Origin of the sequence: Oxyplasma meridianum (assembly GCF_038024865.1) — an archaeon.
Classification (GTDB): Archaea; Thermoplasmatota; Thermoplasmata; order Thermoplasmatales; family Thermoplasmataceae; genus Oxyplasma; species Oxyplasma meridianum.
The window spans coordinates 1,140,890-1,156,588 of sequence record NZ_CP133772.1; the positions used below are offsets into that span (position 1 = coordinate 1,140,890).

Annotated in this window: 15 protein-coding genes; 9 read left to right on the plus strand and 6 right to left on the minus strand. The window is 41.7% G+C overall.

The window, feature by feature from the left end; translation table 11 throughout:
• Positions 1-3 precede the first annotated feature (3 nt).
• On the minus strand, positions 4-723 hold the full coding sequence (locus OXIME_RS06000; protein ID WP_393970942.1) for an alpha/beta fold hydrolase: 720 nt from the start codon (positions 721-723) through the stop codon (positions 4-6).
• A 139-nt stretch (positions 724-862) separates the two neighbouring features.
• Between OXIME_RS06000 and ppdK the strand changes: the two genes are divergently transcribed.
• The 4 genes from ppdK (at position 863) to OXIME_RS06020 (ending at position 6,422) form a co-directional block, all read left to right on the plus strand.
• Positions 863-3,535 carry a pyruvate, phosphate dikinase gene (gene ppdK, locus OXIME_RS06005; protein WP_393970943.1) on the plus strand — a complete coding sequence of 891 codons (2,673 nt, stop codon included), beginning with the start codon at positions 863-865 and terminating at the stop codon, positions 3,533-3,535.
• Between the two features lie 123 nt (positions 3,536-3,658).
• Positions 3,659-5,095, plus strand: a complete 1,437-nt coding sequence (locus OXIME_RS06010; RefSeq protein WP_393970944.1) for a menaquinone biosynthesis decarboxylase — start codon at positions 3,659-3,661, stop codon at positions 5,093-5,095.
• Positions 5,092-5,943 carry a UbiA-like polyprenyltransferase gene (locus OXIME_RS06015; protein ID WP_393970945.1) on the plus strand — a complete coding sequence of 284 codons (852 nt, stop codon included), beginning with the start codon at positions 5,092-5,094 and terminating at the stop codon, positions 5,941-5,943. The genes OXIME_RS06010 and OXIME_RS06015 overlap by 4 nt, the downstream gene beginning before the upstream one ends.
• A gap of 167 nt (positions 5,944-6,110) precedes the next feature.
• Positions 6,111-6,422, plus strand: coding sequence for a hypothetical protein (locus OXIME_RS06020; RefSeq protein ID WP_393970946.1), 312 nt, complete (start codon positions 6,111-6,113; stop codon positions 6,420-6,422).
• Between the two features lie 91 nt (positions 6,423-6,513).
• On the opposite strand, the gene OXIME_RS06025 is transcribed toward OXIME_RS06020, so the two are convergent.
• The 3 genes from OXIME_RS06025 to OXIME_RS06035 form a co-directional block, all read right to left on the minus strand.
• Entirely contained in the window at positions 6,514-7,701 is a 1,188-nt protein-coding gene (locus tag OXIME_RS06025) for an MDR family MFS transporter (protein WP_393970947.1), read from the minus strand.
• Positions 7,702-7,794: 93 nt separating this feature from the next.
• A complete protein-coding gene (locus OXIME_RS06030) occupies positions 7,795-8,127 on the minus strand; it encodes a hypothetical protein (protein ID WP_393970948.1) in 333 nt (110 codons plus the stop codon).
• Between the two features lie 8 nt (positions 8,128-8,135).
• Positions 8,136-8,681, minus strand: a complete 546-nt coding sequence (locus OXIME_RS06035; protein WP_393970949.1) for an inorganic diphosphatase — start codon at positions 8,679-8,681, stop codon at positions 8,136-8,138.
• A gap of 165 nt (positions 8,682-8,846) precedes the next feature.
• On the opposite strand from OXIME_RS06035, the gene OXIME_RS06040 reads away from it, so the two are divergent.
• On the plus strand, positions 8,847-9,839 hold the full coding sequence (locus OXIME_RS06040; protein WP_393970950.1) for a kinase: 993 nt from the start codon (positions 8,847-8,849) through the stop codon (positions 9,837-9,839).
• A gap of 38 nt (positions 9,840-9,877) precedes the next feature.
• Here the strand turns inward: OXIME_RS06040 and OXIME_RS06045 are convergent, their stop codons facing one another.
• Complete coding sequence (locus OXIME_RS06045; protein ID WP_393970951.1) at positions 9,878-10,363, minus strand: NUDIX domain-containing protein; 486 nt, start codon at positions 10,361-10,363, stop codon at positions 9,878-9,880.
• A 3-nt stretch (positions 10,364-10,366) separates the two neighbouring features.
• Entirely contained in the window at positions 10,367-10,657 is a 291-nt protein-coding gene (locus OXIME_RS06050) for a YunC family protein (protein ID WP_393970952.1), read from the minus strand.
• A gap of 329 nt (positions 10,658-10,986) precedes the next feature.
• Between OXIME_RS06050 and thsB the strand changes: the two genes are divergently transcribed.
• The 4 genes from thsB to metG all read left to right on the plus strand — a co-directional run bounded on the left by thsB (position 10,987) and on the right by metG (position 15,699).
• The gene (gene thsB, locus OXIME_RS06055) at positions 10,987-12,615 is read left to right on the plus strand and encodes a thermosome subunit beta (protein WP_393970953.1); all 1,629 of its coding nucleotides are present in this window, start codon (positions 10,987-10,989) and stop codon (positions 12,613-12,615) included.
• A gap of 504 nt (positions 12,616-13,119) precedes the next feature.
• Entirely contained in the window at positions 13,120-14,076 is a 957-nt protein-coding gene (gene twy1 / locus OXIME_RS06060) for a 4-demethylwyosine synthase TYW1 (RefSeq protein ID WP_393970954.1), read from the plus strand.
• Positions 14,077-14,141: 65 nt separating this feature from the next.
• Positions 14,142-15,335 (plus strand): acyl-CoA dehydrogenase family protein, encoded by a 1,194-nt coding sequence (locus OXIME_RS06065; protein WP_393970955.1) that lies wholly within the window; start codon positions 14,142-14,144, stop codon positions 15,333-15,335.
• A gap of 25 nt (positions 15,336-15,360) precedes the next feature.
• On the plus strand, positions 15,361-15,699 hold the full coding sequence (metG, locus tag OXIME_RS06070; protein WP_393970956.1) for a methionine--tRNA ligase subunit beta: 339 nt from the start codon (positions 15,361-15,363) through the stop codon (positions 15,697-15,699).

Here is a 15,699-nt window from a genome sequence, read left to right on the forward strand (position 1 = left end):
AAATCAGTAGTTAATGAATATGAATTCATCGATTATGTAAGAAACCTCAGCCGGATTTGAGGAGTGTGGGGTGTGTCCCCCATCTTTTATGGTAAAGAATTTGCTTCCCGGTATTTGATCATTGATCATAATTCCATATTTTTTAGGTATTATAACATCATGTTCCCCCCATATGACCGCAGTGTGCGATCTTATTGAAGCAAGTTCCTCAATCCTGATTTTCTCTTTTCCGGTGGAATTCTGATCTGTTATCTTGGTCATCACATTCCTGTCGTTTTTATGATTCACCGCCATCAGTTTTTCAATAAAATTCTCCATGTTCTCTTTTCCTGATTCACCCACTGTTGGATTGATTCCGGCTGAGTCTATCAATATAAGAAATTCGGGATTCCCGTATGAAATTGAGTATCTTAGTGATACCCAACCCCCATATGAATTTCCAATCAAACCGAATTTTCTCTCTCCTATTCCTGTCTTGGAAAGAAATTCTGACAGCATCATACACTGGGTTTTGACGGTATAATCCGGCATGTTCTTCTCGGATTTCCCATGACCAAGCATATCCACCATGAACAGTTCAAAATGAGGATTTAAAAGAGGTTCAAGCTTCATGAAATTGTTTCCTGATCCTCCAAGCCCATGAAGAAATACCAGGGGATAACTGCCTTCCCGGTATAAATATGAAATATTCCCAAAACTGGTTTCGGCATATAATCTTCGCATATTAATACTTTGTGTGTATTTCCTGCTAAAACTTAATTCTTTTCCCTTTCAATGGGGAAAAAGTTCCATGGGTTAGATTCATTGGATAGGTAAGGAAAAAAATTCACAAAAAACTATTTATTAAAAAAGATAAGAGATTGTGAATAGGCAAAAAAAATATGTGTATCTTTTTAACGAAGGAAATGCTGAAATGACCGGTTTGCTTGGAGGCAAGGGTTCCGGACTTGCCGAGATGAGCAATATAGGGCTGAATGTCCCCCCAGGTTTTACAATAACCACCGAGGCATGCATAGATTTTCTAAATAGTGGCGATTTTCCTGAAGGAATGTGGGATCAAACCCTGGAAAAACTTCATGAAATTGAGAAGAGGACGGGAAAGAAATATGGAGGCGAAAATCCTCTCCTTGTGTCAGTAAGATCAGGTGCACCCATCAGTATGCCTGGAATGATGGACACAATACTGAATGTGGGACTGAACGACAGCACATTGGTCTCCCTTATAAAGGCAACCGGGAACGAAAGATTCGCACTGGATTCATACAGAAGGCTCATTCAGATGTTCGGTGATGTTGTTTTTGGCATTGATAAGAGTTATTTTGAAGACATAATTAGAAGTGTCAAGGTAGAGAGAAATAAGAAAGATGATGTTGATCTGGACGCTTCAGACCTGAGAGTGATAATTGAGAAATTCAAGGAATTGTATATAAAAAATGGAAAAGTTTTTCCCTTGGAACCATTGGATCAGCTGAGAATATCAGTGGAGGCTGTTTTCAGGTCCTGGAATTCTGAAAGGGCAAAGGTTTACAGAGAACTCAATGGGATACAGGATAATCTTGGCACTGCTGTCAGTATTGTATCAATGGTTTTTGGAAACATGGGGAATGACTCAGCTACTGGAGTTGCTTTCACTAGAGACCCCAACACTGGAAAGAAAGGGATTTTCGCAGAGTACCTTACAAATGCTCAGGGAGAGGATGTGGTTGCAGGTATAAGGACTCCAAAGGAAATTGAGGACCTTAGAAATGAAATCCCTTCCGCTTACGATGAACTGATCAGATCTGCATCCACACTTGAAAAACATTACAAGGATATGCAGGACATAGAATTTACTGTGGAGAAGGGTATTTTTTACTTTCTTCAGACACGTACCGGAAAAAGATCCGCGAAGGCTTCCATAAAAATTGCCACTGATATGGCTATTGAAGGATTAATTACAAGGGAAGAGGCCCTGATGAGGATAACTCCAAGAATACTTGACACACTTCTCCATCCCCAGATCAAGAGAAATGGAAAGGAGGTCAAGCTTGGAAAGGGACTTGCTGCTTCACCTGGTGCTGCAGTTGGAATGATAGTTTTTACATCTGAGAAGGCGGTTGAATTTGCAAAGGAGAAGAAAAAATGCATTCTCGTGAGACCAGAGACCACAGCTGACGATGTGCGTGGAATGTCTGTTTCTGAAGGCTTCCTTACGCAGAAGGGAGGTATGACCTCACACGCTGCAGTAGTTGCAAGAGCAATGGGAAAGCCGGCAGTAGTTGGTGCTGAAACCCTTAATGTAAACCTTAAGGAGGAATCTCTCACAGTTGGGAATATTACCCTTCGGGAAGGAGATATAGTAACAGTAGATGGGACTTCAGGTGAGTTCTACATGGGATCCGTTGATCTGGAGGTCTCAAAGATCACGGAGGAGGCTTTGACACTCCTTGAATGGGCAGACAAAATCAGGAAACTGGGGGTAAGAGCAAACGCCAACACGCCAGAGGAGGCAATAATCGCAAGAGAAAACGGCGCTGAAGGCATAGGGCTTGCACGAACCGAGAGAATGTTCCTGGGAGGTGACCGAATTACAATTATGCGGTCAATGATCATGAGCAACTCACTGCCTGAGCGACTCAAGTATCTTGATCTGCTGCTTCCAATGCAAATTCATGACTTTGTGGAATTTTTCAGGACCATGGAGGGATACCCGGTCATAATCAGGTTGCTTGATCCACCGCTTCATGAATTCCTGCCAAACAAGGAAGAGATAATGAATGAGATGTTTAGCCTTAAGCTGAAACTGACAAAAAGCAGTGACAATTTCGAGATTGATTCTTCAATAGCCAGACTCACGGATCTGAACCGGATTTTCCAGACAATAAAGAATCTTGAGGAGTTCAACCCCATGCTTGGATTCAGAGGTTGCAGGCTTGGACTGATCTATCCGGAGATATATGAAATGCAGGTCAGAGCAATAATAACGGCGGCAAAAAGGGTGACAGAGGAGGGGAAGACAATATATCCTGAAATCATGATTCCACTGGTTGGAGTTGACAATGAACTGAGAATTATAAGGGAGAGGCTGGAAAAGGTTGCAAAAGAGGTGTCAGGCAAAGAAAAAGTTCCGTATAAATTTGGAACCATGATTGAGATCCCCAGGGCATGCCTTACCGCTGACAAAATAGCAAAAGAGGCTGATTTCTTTTCCTTTGGAACAAATGACCTGACACAGATGACCTTCGGTTACAGCAGGGATGATGCTGAGGGAAAATTCATGGCAGCATATATAGGCGAAGGCATACTCCCATATGATCCATTTACCACTGTGGACGAGGAGGGAGTGGGAGAACTGATGAAAATGGCGGTTAAGAAGGGAAAAGCTACAAAGAAAACACTGGAAGTGGGAATATGTGGCGAACAGGGTGGAGATCCCCAGACTGTGGAATTCTGCAATAGGATAGGGCTTGATTACGTATCAGCGTCACCTCTGAGAATACCAATAGCGAGGCTTTCCGCTGCAAGATCCGCCATAAAGCTGGAAAATGACCGGTAAATATATGCCGCATGATGGCAAATCATGTGGCAACTATTCCACCAATTTCCCCCATAAGTGGAAGATTGATCCTTTAAACCTTCCTATTGGAAAAACTGATATTTAAACCTAAGATACAGGGACATGATATTTGAAGATCTCAGAGAATACATTGACTATTTGAGGAAAATTGGAGAACTGAAGGAAATGGACCAGGTTGTAGACCCGGACCTTGAACTCACATATATTCTCAGTGAAGAGGAAAGAGTGGGGAAATCAGATGCTATACTTTTCAATTCCGTTAAAAATTCAGAAATACCTGCAGTTGGAAATCTTTTTTCCACTGCGGAAAGAATGGAACTTATTCTTGGAGGGAAACCGGAAGAGATAGGAAACAGCCTTCAGAATCTCATACGTGTTCCGGACGACACAGATTCCATGATCTCTCGAGGTCTTGAGATGATGAAGGAACTTGGGGGGGTGAAGCCCAAGATCTCTTCCTCGATGGGTTCATCCCACAGAACCTTGGATAGAGTCGATCTGGGACGCTATCCCATATGCAAAACATGGCCTCAGGATGGTGGAAATTTCATAACACTTCCTCTAGTGATCACCAAAGACCCTGTCACAGGCCAGAGAAACATGGGGATGTACAGAATGCAGGTGTTTGACAGTGAAACCACCGGGATGCACTGGCATATTCATAAGGGAGGTTCCGAGTATGAACAGAATTATGCCGAAAAGTCGAAAATGATGGATGTAGCAGTTGTACTGGGAAGCGATCCTCTCACCATGTTCTCCGCTGTTGCCCCGTTGCCCAACGGGATTGATGAGTTTTCTTTCAGGGGGATAATATCAAAAAAAAGGATGGAACTGGTAAGGGGGGAGACTGTTGACCTTGTTTACCCAAAAAATGCGGAAATAGTACTTGAAGGGTATGTTGATCCCTCCGAGACCCGGGTGGAAGGCCCCTTCGGTGACCACACTGGATATTATTCACTTGAATCGGAATTCCCGGTTTTCCACATAAAGAGAATAATTGAGAAACGTAATCCGGTTTATCCCACCACCATTGTGGGAAAGTTATGGCATGAAGATGTAATAATGGGAAAGGCTGTTGAAAGGATGTTTCTTCCCCTTATAAAAATACAGATTCCTGAGATTGTGGACATGAACACAATGGAGGAGGCCGTTTTCCATAACATGGTTGTTGTGTCCATCAAGAAACGCTATCCAGGACATGCAAAGAAGGTGATGTTCGCAATCTGGGGAATGGGGCAGCTCATGTTTTCAAAGATAGTCCTTGTTGTTGATCCAGATGTAAATGTCCATGACAGAAAACAGGTAATCTGGGCAATGAGCACCCGTATTGATCCATCAAGGGACGTTGTTATTGTTCCGGGGACCGTAACTGACAGCCTTGATCATCCATCTTCCATAATGAATTATGGTTCAAAAATGGGAATAGACGCCACCAGGAAAGATAAACATGAGGGATTTATGAGACCATGGCCGGACGTACTTGAAATGAAAGATGAAATTATCAGGGAAGTCTCCAGAAAGAGGGAAAACATCAGATGAATCTGAGGGAGTTTGTTGATTACATAAAACTGGAGCACACAGTATTCGATCTCCCCTTCGTGTTCACAGGTGCAGTTATTGCATCCATGGGACACCTCTATCCTGTTAAGCTAATACTTATATTGCTGGCCACAACATCTGCAAGAGCAACCGGGATGTCCATCAACAGGATTGTGGGAAGGAAATACGATATTTCCAACCCCAGAAAGAAGGACTGGCTTCTGGTAAAGGATGAAAAGAATGTAAGTATGGCCATTGCTCTGACCATTGTTTTCGGTTTCATATTCGAATTCTCTTCTTACCTGCTGAACCTTTTTGTTTTTGCACTTTCGCCCATAGTCATATTCCTATTTATAACAGACCCATTTCTTAAGAAACTCACATCATTGAGGCATTTCTACATGGGGGGAACAATAGGTGTTGGGGTGCTTGCCGGCTATCTGGCAATTACACCATCTTTTCCATCCTCTCCATTACTGTACCTTATATTTCTTGGTTCCTCCAGCTGGATCGCAGGTTTTGACATGATTTATGTGATACCTGACAGGATGTACGATCTTAAGAACGGCCTGAAGACAGTAATGACCAGATATGGAACGTCACGGGGACTGATCATTTCGTCCATAACACATGCGTTTACATTCATCTGTTTTCTAGTGGCCGCATTCTATATAAAAAATATAATTTATGACATAATTCTTGTACCCATTTTTTTCCTCATAGTATACCAGCATTACATAATCGACCCGGATAATCCATCCACAATAAGAGCATCATTTCTTGGAGCCAATTCCTTTATAGGAATACTGTACCTTGTTGGGCTCATTTTTTCTTTCTTCGCGGTATGAACACCATAACAGATATGGAGAAGACCACATGGGTGGAAGATCCATGAGGTTTTGTGGATTGAGACCTATTGTTCTGGACCTCATAAGTGACAGCCCTAAAAAAAATCAGAGATAATGGCGGCAATGGCAAAGACAACTGAGGGAGATGGAAACCCATCCCCGGGTCTATGTATCCAATGCTCGCAAGCATGGAAAAACAGGGGCTGATTCGTAAAAACACTGATGGACCTTACTTTATTTCTGAAAGTGGAAAAAAGGAGATGGAATTCCACAGAAAAACCATGGTTGGCTTCAGGAGAAGATGGATGCCGGATGACCCAGAAGACATTCTGTCGCAAATTAACAGTTACATGAACTATTTCAGCGATATCGCCCACGAACTTACAGGACAGAGATCTACATTTGTGGATCTGAAGAACCGCATATCTGAACTTATTGAAAAGATTCCTGAAGAATCTCATAGTGTAGAAAGCCAGTGAAGACTTCATGAGATTTTTTATGAAGCATAATTTTTTCTTTTTCAGCTTATTTGTGCAGGGTAAATAAAAATGGGAAGATCTGGTTACTTTCCTAAATTTTTTTGTTTATAATGCCCCTCTCCTTCAGATTGGAGTTTCTGAAGATCATGCCGCTGAATACCATGAAAATAACAATTGAACCAAGACCGAAAAGGTCAACTGCAGACCAGACTTTCAGTCCGTTATATGCAAAGATGTAAAGAAATGTTGATCCAATAGATGGGCCAAGTGCTCTCCCCGTGGAATTTATCATGCCTATGAACCCCATATATCTGGCCATTTTTCCCTCTGCGGCTATCTTTGACACCACTGTGTTGATCATTGGAGAGGTCAGGTTTTCACCCATGGTTATAATGAGCATATCAAACATCAGCCCCACCAGATTGTGTGAAAAACTTACGATAAAATATCCCACTGAGTAAAAAATAGCACCAAGTATCATTATGAATATGTCGGGAAACCTTTTCAGAACCATAATCATGGGATACTGCCCAACCACGACGACTGTTCCATTCACGGCATATATGTAGCCAAGGTCCGCAGTGGGTATTCCTGCCTTTATGTTTGCATAAATTGGAAAGGTCACACTGAACTGGGAAGCAACCATTGTAACCAGGAATGTAGCAAGTCCGAACACTATGAGATATTTGTCCAGTACAAGAAGGCTGAACCGTTCTCCCGATTTTTTTGTGATGTTTTTGTTTTTCTGATCTTTTACTGTTAATATAACCACAATGAACTGAACAAGGCTGGATAATGATACATACAGGAATATTATATCCAGACCACTGTTGAATAGAAAAGATCCTATAAGGGGACCTATGGCCCAACCTAGATTTGAAAGTATACGGTATATTACATAGCCTTTCATCCTCTGATTAACATCAGTGTAATCTGCAACAAGGGCTGAAGCTGCAGGAAATATAAGTGCACCGGAGGTTGCGGAAACTATGAACACAACTATTACGAATATTATTGGAACCTTCAGGATGAGCATCAATGACAAAGAAAGATATAGCGTGAAGCCAAGCAGACTGCCAATCAACAAGGTGTTTTTTCTGCCTATCCTGTCCGCAAGACCACCTCCAATAAGGCTCACAACAATTGAGACAACGGACAGCAAGGTGAAAATTATCCCCACTTCGTATATGGGAATTCCAAGATCAACATTAAAGAAAATAGCCATAAAAGGCCATGTTGCGCCGAACCCTATGGATCTGATTGAGGATGCAATGCTCACCCCCCATATCACATGGTTTGAAAATAGAAAACGTTCTCCAATCTTCTGTTTTTCCGTGTAGGGTAAATTTACTAAGTTATTAAAAATATTAGATCAGGATGTAAATTCCAGGCCCTGGGCAATAAGCTTTCCAGAAATGGACCTTCTAATTACAACCTCTTCCCTTCCCTTATCCACGGAGGAGAACACGTTCTGGTCTATTGCCATAAAAATTCCGTCTCCAGCAAAAATTCTCATATCAGGATAATCTCCGGGACTTTCTATGCCTATTTCCGTTTCTATAATCCTCTGGCACATTCCATCCGTGCAGGGGGATTGTGATACCACAGTCCTTATTGTGAGATACTTCCCTGTAACCAGTAATTTTACAACACTCCTAGTGACAGTTATTTTTCCCTTGCCCACAGGAATAGATATGTCATCCATATTCTCATTTACTTGAATTTTTCATCGTACGCCTTAACGGATCTTTCAATATCCTTAATGGCAGCTTCCTTACCTTCCCAACCAGTGACTTCTGTCTTCTTCTTTTCAAGTATCTTGTATGTCTGGAAGAAGTTTAGTATTTCGTCCAGAAGGTGGGCAGGAAGATCCTTGTATGTCTTTATATCACGGTAGTATGGATCTTTTGTAGCAACCATAAGAATTTTATTGTCAGTTTCTCCCCCGTCAACCATCTTCATGAGTCCAATGGGTCTTGCGCTGAGAACTATGCCAGGTAAGGTTGGTTGTGTAACCAGGACCAACGCATCCAGAGGATCACCATCATCGTACAGTGTTCTGGGGACTGCCCCATAATCCACAGGATAGACAACTGATGAATGCAGAACACGATCCAGTACAACCCCGCAGAACTCTTTTGAGATCTCATACTTGTTTCTGCTTCCCCTTGGGGTCTCCACTATAACGTTGAGTTCTTCTGGCGGATTATTTCCCAGACTTACTGTATGCCAGTAACTTTCATTTTTTAAATTAACCATTATGGGTCATTGTAAGTTTCTATTTATCTATTATTATTTCTGTTTATGTCCGTCTTTATTAAAAAATAAAAGGGTTTAAAATGTTAATCGTAAATTATGCGGGGCAGGAGACAACGGCATAAGTTATATTAGCCTCAAAATTATAGTATATAAAATAGGTTGAACATGGTGGAGAAAGCAGTTTCTTACAGTCCTCTCCGTATAAGCTTTGGTGGTGGTGGCACAGATATAAGCCCATTTCCTGAGAAATATGGAGGATCAGTTGTAAATACAACAATCGATCGTGGGGTCATGGCTAAATATGTACCGGATCAGTATGGACTGGAGATCTCTTCCAGAGATTTTCTAAGAAGCTTTGTGCTAAACGAGAGCCCGGGAAGCAAAGACCTTTTAAATAAGATACTCGGTCTCTTTGAAATGAATGGAATAATCAAGGGAAGGGTGGTGCTTAATGGAGACGTACCACCCGGTTCCGGGCTGGGATCTTCCAGCGCGCTGATTACATCCCTACTCAATCTTATCCATTACATAAAACATGAAAAGAGAACATGGAGAGAATTAGCTGATGAAGCCTTCAGACTTGAAAGAGACTACTTTGGCGTAATTCTTGGGAAGCAGGACCCATACGCAATATCCCTAGGTGGATTCAAGCATATGTCCTTTAATAGGGACATAATAGATGTGACTTCACTGAATCAGTATTCAGAGTTCATAGAAGATATTGAGAAAAGGACACTTCTTCTGTATACCGGCAAGACCAGAGAAAGTTCAAATGTACTAAAGGAACAGGTTGCCAGATCTTCTCAGGGTGATGAGAGAACGCTGATCAATTTAAAAGAAATGAGGAAAATAGCAGATGAAATGAAGTTGTGTGCCTCCATGGGAAATTCAGACAGATTCATTGAACTTATTAATTATGGGTGGGAGATAAAGAAAAATTTTGGAGAAAATGTTTCCAATAAAACAATTGACGGGATTATAGAGAAGGGGTTATCGTCTGGAGCACAAGGGGCCAAACTCATGGGGGGAGGATCACAGGGCTTTATACTCATGATTGCGAAAAAGGGAGAGATAGAAAACCTTCAGAAAGAGATGATGTCTTTTTCTGATCTGGTTATCAGGGTAAATTACGATTATGAAGGGATAAGGATATTTTGATCCTTCCATTTGGCCAATTATTCGATTGAAGTGAAAAATCAGACTGGCTTATTTTCGAAAGCAATAAAATCAACAAGTATGCGATATGTCAGACCCCATACAATCCAGTCCTGAAAAATGAAAGATTCATACCCAGATTCTGTATGTGAAGGAACTCTGACATCAAGCCTCACCTTTCTCACCTCCGATACCTCTGGACCAGGTGAGTAGCCTGTCAGGGATTCCGCCTTTAAAATAAAAGGATATACTTTTACCCAACTTGCCCTGTTTGGTGATTTTGGTTCCAGTTGTGCAAAAATTGATTCCTTACTGAATCCCATGTTAACTTCTTCCATAACTTCCCTGATTACCGTTTCCTGTGGCATTTCACCTGGCCTAGAGAACCCCCCTGGAAGTGCTATTTGGCCTGTCCATGGATCGTCTTCCCTTTCCATTCTTTTAATGAGTAAGATTTCGCCTTTACAGTAAACTATGCCCACTGCAGCTTCACTTCTATGCAAAATATCCTCACGCGTATTTTCCACCTATTATGCCAGTTTTTCCAGTATATCTTTTACTCTGTCACCGGTATTTATCCCCGCTTCCCTGGCTCTGGTTGTAACTCCGGCGATCTCTTTCCCCAAAAGGTCTTCCAGCGTGTTTACCCCTGTGACTCTTACTGCAATGTCTCCAAGTTTTTCCGCGGCTTCAAGATTTAAGTAACCACACATGACGTACCCCCTATCTCCTTTCAGAAGTAGCAATGGAGCTTTCTGCATTGGAACCTTTACAAACTGGAAAACTTTCCCATCTTGCTGATATGTATCTATCTCCAACATGCATCAGTAATAACATATACGATTAAAAAGTTCATCAACACAGCCTTCTTTTCTATAAATGCTCACAATTAATTGCCAGTAAGCCATGGTCAGTTTTTAGCGGAAATACTTTATTTTTTAGAATTCTTAAAAATTTCAATGGATTATGCAGTGTTAAACAGACATATAAACCAGGGGAAAGAAGGAAGTAGAAGCAATGAAATGATGGTAAACCGGCAGAGTCCTTATGAAACCATCCAATCTATGGCAGTTATCAATGGGATTTGTTAAACCGATTAATGAATTAGAAATGGTTATATAGAAGTTTATTTTTACATGCCTGTGGTAAAATGATAGGCGGACAACCAATTTTCATATTAAAAGAAGGTACCAGAAGAGAAACTGGAAAAGACGCAATGAAAAACAACATAGACGCGGCCAAAGGTATTGCCCAGGCGGTCAGATCAAGTCTAGGCCCCAGGGGAATGGACAAGATGCTGGTGGATTCACTTGGAGATATTGTCATTACAAATGATGGAGTGACTATTCTCAAGGAGATGGATGTTGAACATCCCGCAGCAAAGATGATGGTGGAAGTTTCAAAGACACAGGACTCATTTGTGGGAGACGGAACAACCACAGCAGTAATCATAGCCGGCGGATTGCTTCAGGAAGCCGAAAGCCTTCTGAGTCAGAATGTTCACCCCACAGTTATATCCGAAGGATACAGAATGGCTGCGAAACAGGCTAAGAAGATTCTTGATGACATATCAAAACCAGTAAAGCATACCGATAAGGAACTGCTGATGAAAATGGCAGAGACATCCCTCAGCAGCAAGAGCGCCTCATCAAGCAAAGAGAAACTTGCCAATATCTCCTATGAAGCCATTAAGGCAGTTGCTGAAGAAGTTGAAGGAAAATACCATGTTGACTTTGACGACATTCAGATAGTGAAGAAACAGGGTGGAGATATTGATGAGACCCAGTTAATATCTGGAATCATAGTGGACAAGGAGAAAGTTCACCCCGGCATGAGCGACTTTGTAAAAGATGCTAAAATAGCTCTTCTCAATGCAGCACTTGAGATCAAGAAACCAGAATTCGACACGAACATAAGAATTGACGACCCTGCAATGATAGAGAGATTCCTTTCACAGGAAGAGAGTGTGCTCAGGGGTATGGTCAAGAAGATAAAAGAGACAGGTGCAAATGTACTCATAACACAGAAAGGAATAGACGATCTGGCACAGCACTATCTGGCTAAGGAAGGCATATATGCAGTCAGAAGAGTTAAAAAGAGCGACATTGAAAAACTATCAAAAGCAACTGGAGCGGTAATCGCTTCTTCCATCGATGAAATAACTGCACAGGATCTTGGGAAAGCAGCACAGGTTGAACAGGTTAAAATCGGTGATGATTACATGACCTTCGTAACTGGATGCAAGAATCCAAAGGCTGTGAGTATCCTTGTAAGAGGTGGAACAGATCACGTTGTTGATGAGATTGACAGGTCCATAACAGACTCACTGCATGTCGTAGCGGCAGCCGTTGAAGATGGCGGATATGTTACAGGTGGAGGTTCTTCTGCAGCAGAGATATCAATGAAGATCAGGGAATACGCCTCCAAGATAGGCGGAAGACAGCAACTTGCCATAGAAAAATTTGCAAATGCCCTGGAGGAGATACCACGCGCCCTTTCAGAAAACGCAGGTCTTGATGCAATTGACATACTCATAAAAATAAGAAGTGAACACGCAAAAGGACACAAGACATACGGAGTCAATGTGTATACGGGCGATGTCGATGACATGGAGAAGATAGGTGTCATAGAGCCAATCAGGGTTGGAAAACAGGCCATTGAAGCTGCAACAGAAGCTGCGGTAATGATCCTGAGAATCGACGACGTTATTGCCACAAAAGGTGGAAAGGGATCAGGTGGGGCTCCTCCATCACCAGGCGGAGACAGCGGGGAAGATTAATCCCCCAAACCATCTCAGATTGCTTTAATGATTTCCAAATATCAAATTTTTTTAATGGTCATGTTCAATGAAATCTTTGCATCCTAATTTATAGCATAACACTATCCCATATTAGGAAAGAAATGTCATTTAATATTCATGTTTCGGCTGAGATCCGTTGAATGAATGGCATACATTGATTTCATGCCAATATAGAGAATATTTAAAAATCCCCATAGTAAAATGAACTCTTTTAAAGGGATTTTTTAACATGGTTAGGGGATTTCATAACATTATTTAACATAGAAATTGCAGCAAATCCCTGGTAAGGAAGAGTCCCAAGAGATTTTCTAACAGCTTGGACACGTAAAGATATACACTTGAAAAAATGAGTCTCGACAATGGCATAAGTGAATGATTATGGATTGACAATCCAGATAATAAGTGATTCCGGATTAACTGCAACAAAAGATTTGAGAGAGAAAACACTCATAATTGTTATATAATGAGTGAATATGGTGAGTTGTGAATAACAAGTACGCCGAAATTTACAAAAAACAACACTATGGTCTTGTGGGAAAACATTCAGCAGTAAAAGTTTGCCACTATACAAAGAGCGAATTGACAGGGCATGAAGGTTGTTATAAAGGCACATTTTATGGCATAAATTCACACCAGTGCATCCAGATGACACCCGCGTTAAATTCATGCACAGAAGGTTGTTCATTTTGCTGGAGATTCCAGGGTTTCGACAGTATGCATATCTCTGATGAGGACGATCCGGAGTTTATTCTTGAGGAGAGCATTAAAGCCCATAAGAAATTAATTTCAGGTTTTAAGGGAAATCCAAATGTAACAAAGGAGAAATGGGAGGAGGCGGACAATCCCAGGCACATTGCCATTTCACTTACTGGGGAACCAACCATATATTCAAGACTTGGCGAATTCATCGATCTGTGCCACAGAAAAGGAATATCAACATTTGTTGTTACCAACGGGACGCTTCCAATGGTGCTTGAACGGCTTGATCCTCTTCCTACCCAGCTTTATGTTACCACAGCCGGCCCAACAAAAGAAATTTTCAATGATCTTTTAAATCCAGTCATAGGGAATGCCTGGGAGAATTTTAACAAAACCCTTGAACTTCTTCCTTCGCTTGACACCAGGAAAGTCATAAGACATACACTTGTGAAAGATGTTAATATGCCATTTGTTGAGGAATACACAATAATGGACAGGACTGCTGATCCGGATTTCATTGAATCCAAAGGTTATGTCCATGTAGGCCAGTCCATAACTAGACTTACCACCGACAATATGCCATCACACGACTACATAGTGGAATTTTCTAGAGAATTGGCCAAAAATCTGGGATATGATTTCACCTCGGAGAGAAGAGACAGCAGGGTAACCCTTCTCAGCAAGGACCCATCAAAGGCTAAGATAGACTTCAGCACCATAAAAGCCTCAATTTTAGCCTGATTTTCAAGAATAAAAATTTTCCGGCATAATAAGATATATTTCTTTCAGATACTTAGCGGATATAAATGCTTGATTTCAATTTCTCAGAAGATCAGGAGATACTCAGGGAGACGGCAAGAGAGTTTGCAAAGATGGTAATCGCAAAGAATATCCCAAAAATGATGAGTGAAAGAAGAATCCCCGCAGAGGTATTCCAGGGACTGGCCAAGATGAATTTCCTGGGAATGAACATTTCTGAAGAGTACGGGGGAATGAATGCCGATGCGGTTACCACTGGAATTGTGGCCGAAGAGATCGCACGGGCCGATCCCACTGCTTCCATACCCGTACTATTTCTTGTGGACAATGCGTGGTCTTACCTGATTTCAAAATATGGTTCTGAAGATCTGAAAAAAGATCTTCTTCCCAAGGTTGTAAAGGGAGAAGCAATAGTGGGGATTGCCTCAACGGAGCCAAACTTTGGATCTGACATAGGTTCAATGACCTCCAGGGCCGTCAGAAATGGTGATGCTTACACCCTAAATGGCGAGAAGTCGTACATAAGCCTTGTTAGAGACATAAAGGAGAGAACGGGAGGATACGTTACAGTTGTTAAAACCGACATGCAGAAAGGGACAAAAGGCGTAACCCTTTTTTATCTACCTTATGAGGAGGATAAATTTGACCTGACAGACCTCCATGAAATGGGTAGGGAGGGTTCTTCCTGGGGTGCATTCAAATTCCACGACGTAAATCTTGGAGAAAAGTATATAATTGGCAAGGAAAATGGAGGATTCAAAATCATCCATGAAGGCTTTGAATTTGCAAGGGCCCTTATTGCGGTAATAAGTGCAGGAAGCGCTATGAAGGCATTGGAAAATGGGTCTAATTACCTTAAGACGAGAAAAGCGTTTGGATCAGAACTTGCCAAGTTTCAGGGACTCCAGTTCCAGCTTGCAGATAATGTGGCAAGAATGGAAGCTGCAAGAATGATGGGTTACAAGGCCCTCTGGACATACGATCAGGAACAGAGATTTCACAGAATATCAAGATTCCAGGTAAGCAAGGAGGTGGCAATAGCAAAACTCATCTCAACCACATGGGCTTTCGATACCATAAATGACGCATTGCAATGGCAGGGGGCATTTGGTTACTCCAAAGATTGCCCTGAGGAGTGGGCTTTGAGAGGAATCAGGTCATTCCAACTGGCCGAAGGGTCAAGAGAAATCATGAAAGTCATTATTGCAAGGGAAACATTGGGGAAAGAATTTATCAAATAAGTCTCTAACTGTATGGGGAAGGTCAATGGAAGAAAATGAAGAACTCATAGATATTGAAGATTTCAGAAAGATCAGTATTAAAACTGGCAAGGTGTTGGAGTGCGAAAAGGTGGAGAAATCCAGATCTCTTCTGAGGATAGTTGTTGATCTGGGAGACGAGAAAAGGCAGATAATATCCAGCATCTACCCCTCATACAAGCCTGATGAGATGGTGGGAAAAATCCTCATAGTTTTAGCAAACCTTAAAAAAGCCAAATTCATGGGACTTGAGAGCCAGGGAATGCTTCTGGCGGTGGATGATCAGGACACATTGAGCCTCCTGACCACTGATCGCGTGGTATCCTCCGGACTAAAGGTGTCTTGA

Excerpts from the sequence above, each read along its gene's own strand:
- OXIME_RS06000 (WP_393970942.1), bottom strand. The coding sequence starts at position 723 with ATGCGAAGATTATATGCCGAAACCAGTTTTGGGAATATTTCATATTTA.
- OXIME_RS06010 (WP_393970944.1), top strand. The coding sequence starts at position 3,659 with ATGATATTTGAAGATCTCAGAGAATACATTGACTATTTGAGGAAAATT.
- OXIME_RS06015 (WP_393970945.1), top strand. The coding sequence starts at position 5,092 with ATGAATCTGAGGGAGTTTGTTGATTACATAAAACTGGAGCACACAGTA.
- OXIME_RS06020 (WP_393970946.1), top strand. The coding sequence starts at position 6,111 with ATGTATCCAATGCTCGCAAGCATGGAAAAACAGGGGCTGATTCGTAAA.
- OXIME_RS06030 (WP_393970948.1), bottom strand. The coding sequence starts at position 8,127 with ATGGATGACATATCTATTCCTGTGGGCAAGGGAAAAATAACTGTCACT.
- OXIME_RS06035 (WP_393970949.1), bottom strand. The coding sequence starts at position 8,681 with ATGGTTAATTTAAAAAATGAAAGTTACTGGCATACAGTAAGTCTGGGA.
- OXIME_RS06040 (WP_393970950.1), top strand. The coding sequence starts at position 8,847 with ATGGTGGAGAAAGCAGTTTCTTACAGTCCTCTCCGTATAAGCTTTGGT.
- OXIME_RS06050 (WP_393970952.1), bottom strand. The coding sequence starts at position 10,657 with ATGTTGGAGATAGATACATATCAGCAAGATGGGAAAGTTTTCCAGTTT.
- thsB (WP_393970953.1), top strand. The coding sequence starts at position 10,987 with ATGATAGGCGGACAACCAATTTTCATATTAAAAGAAGGTACCAGAAGA.
- OXIME_RS06065 (WP_393970955.1), top strand. The coding sequence starts at position 14,142 with ATGCTTGATTTCAATTTCTCAGAAGATCAGGAGATACTCAGGGAGACG.
- metG (WP_393970956.1), top strand. The coding sequence starts at position 15,361 with ATGGAAGAAAATGAAGAACTCATAGATATTGAAGATTTCAGAAAGATC.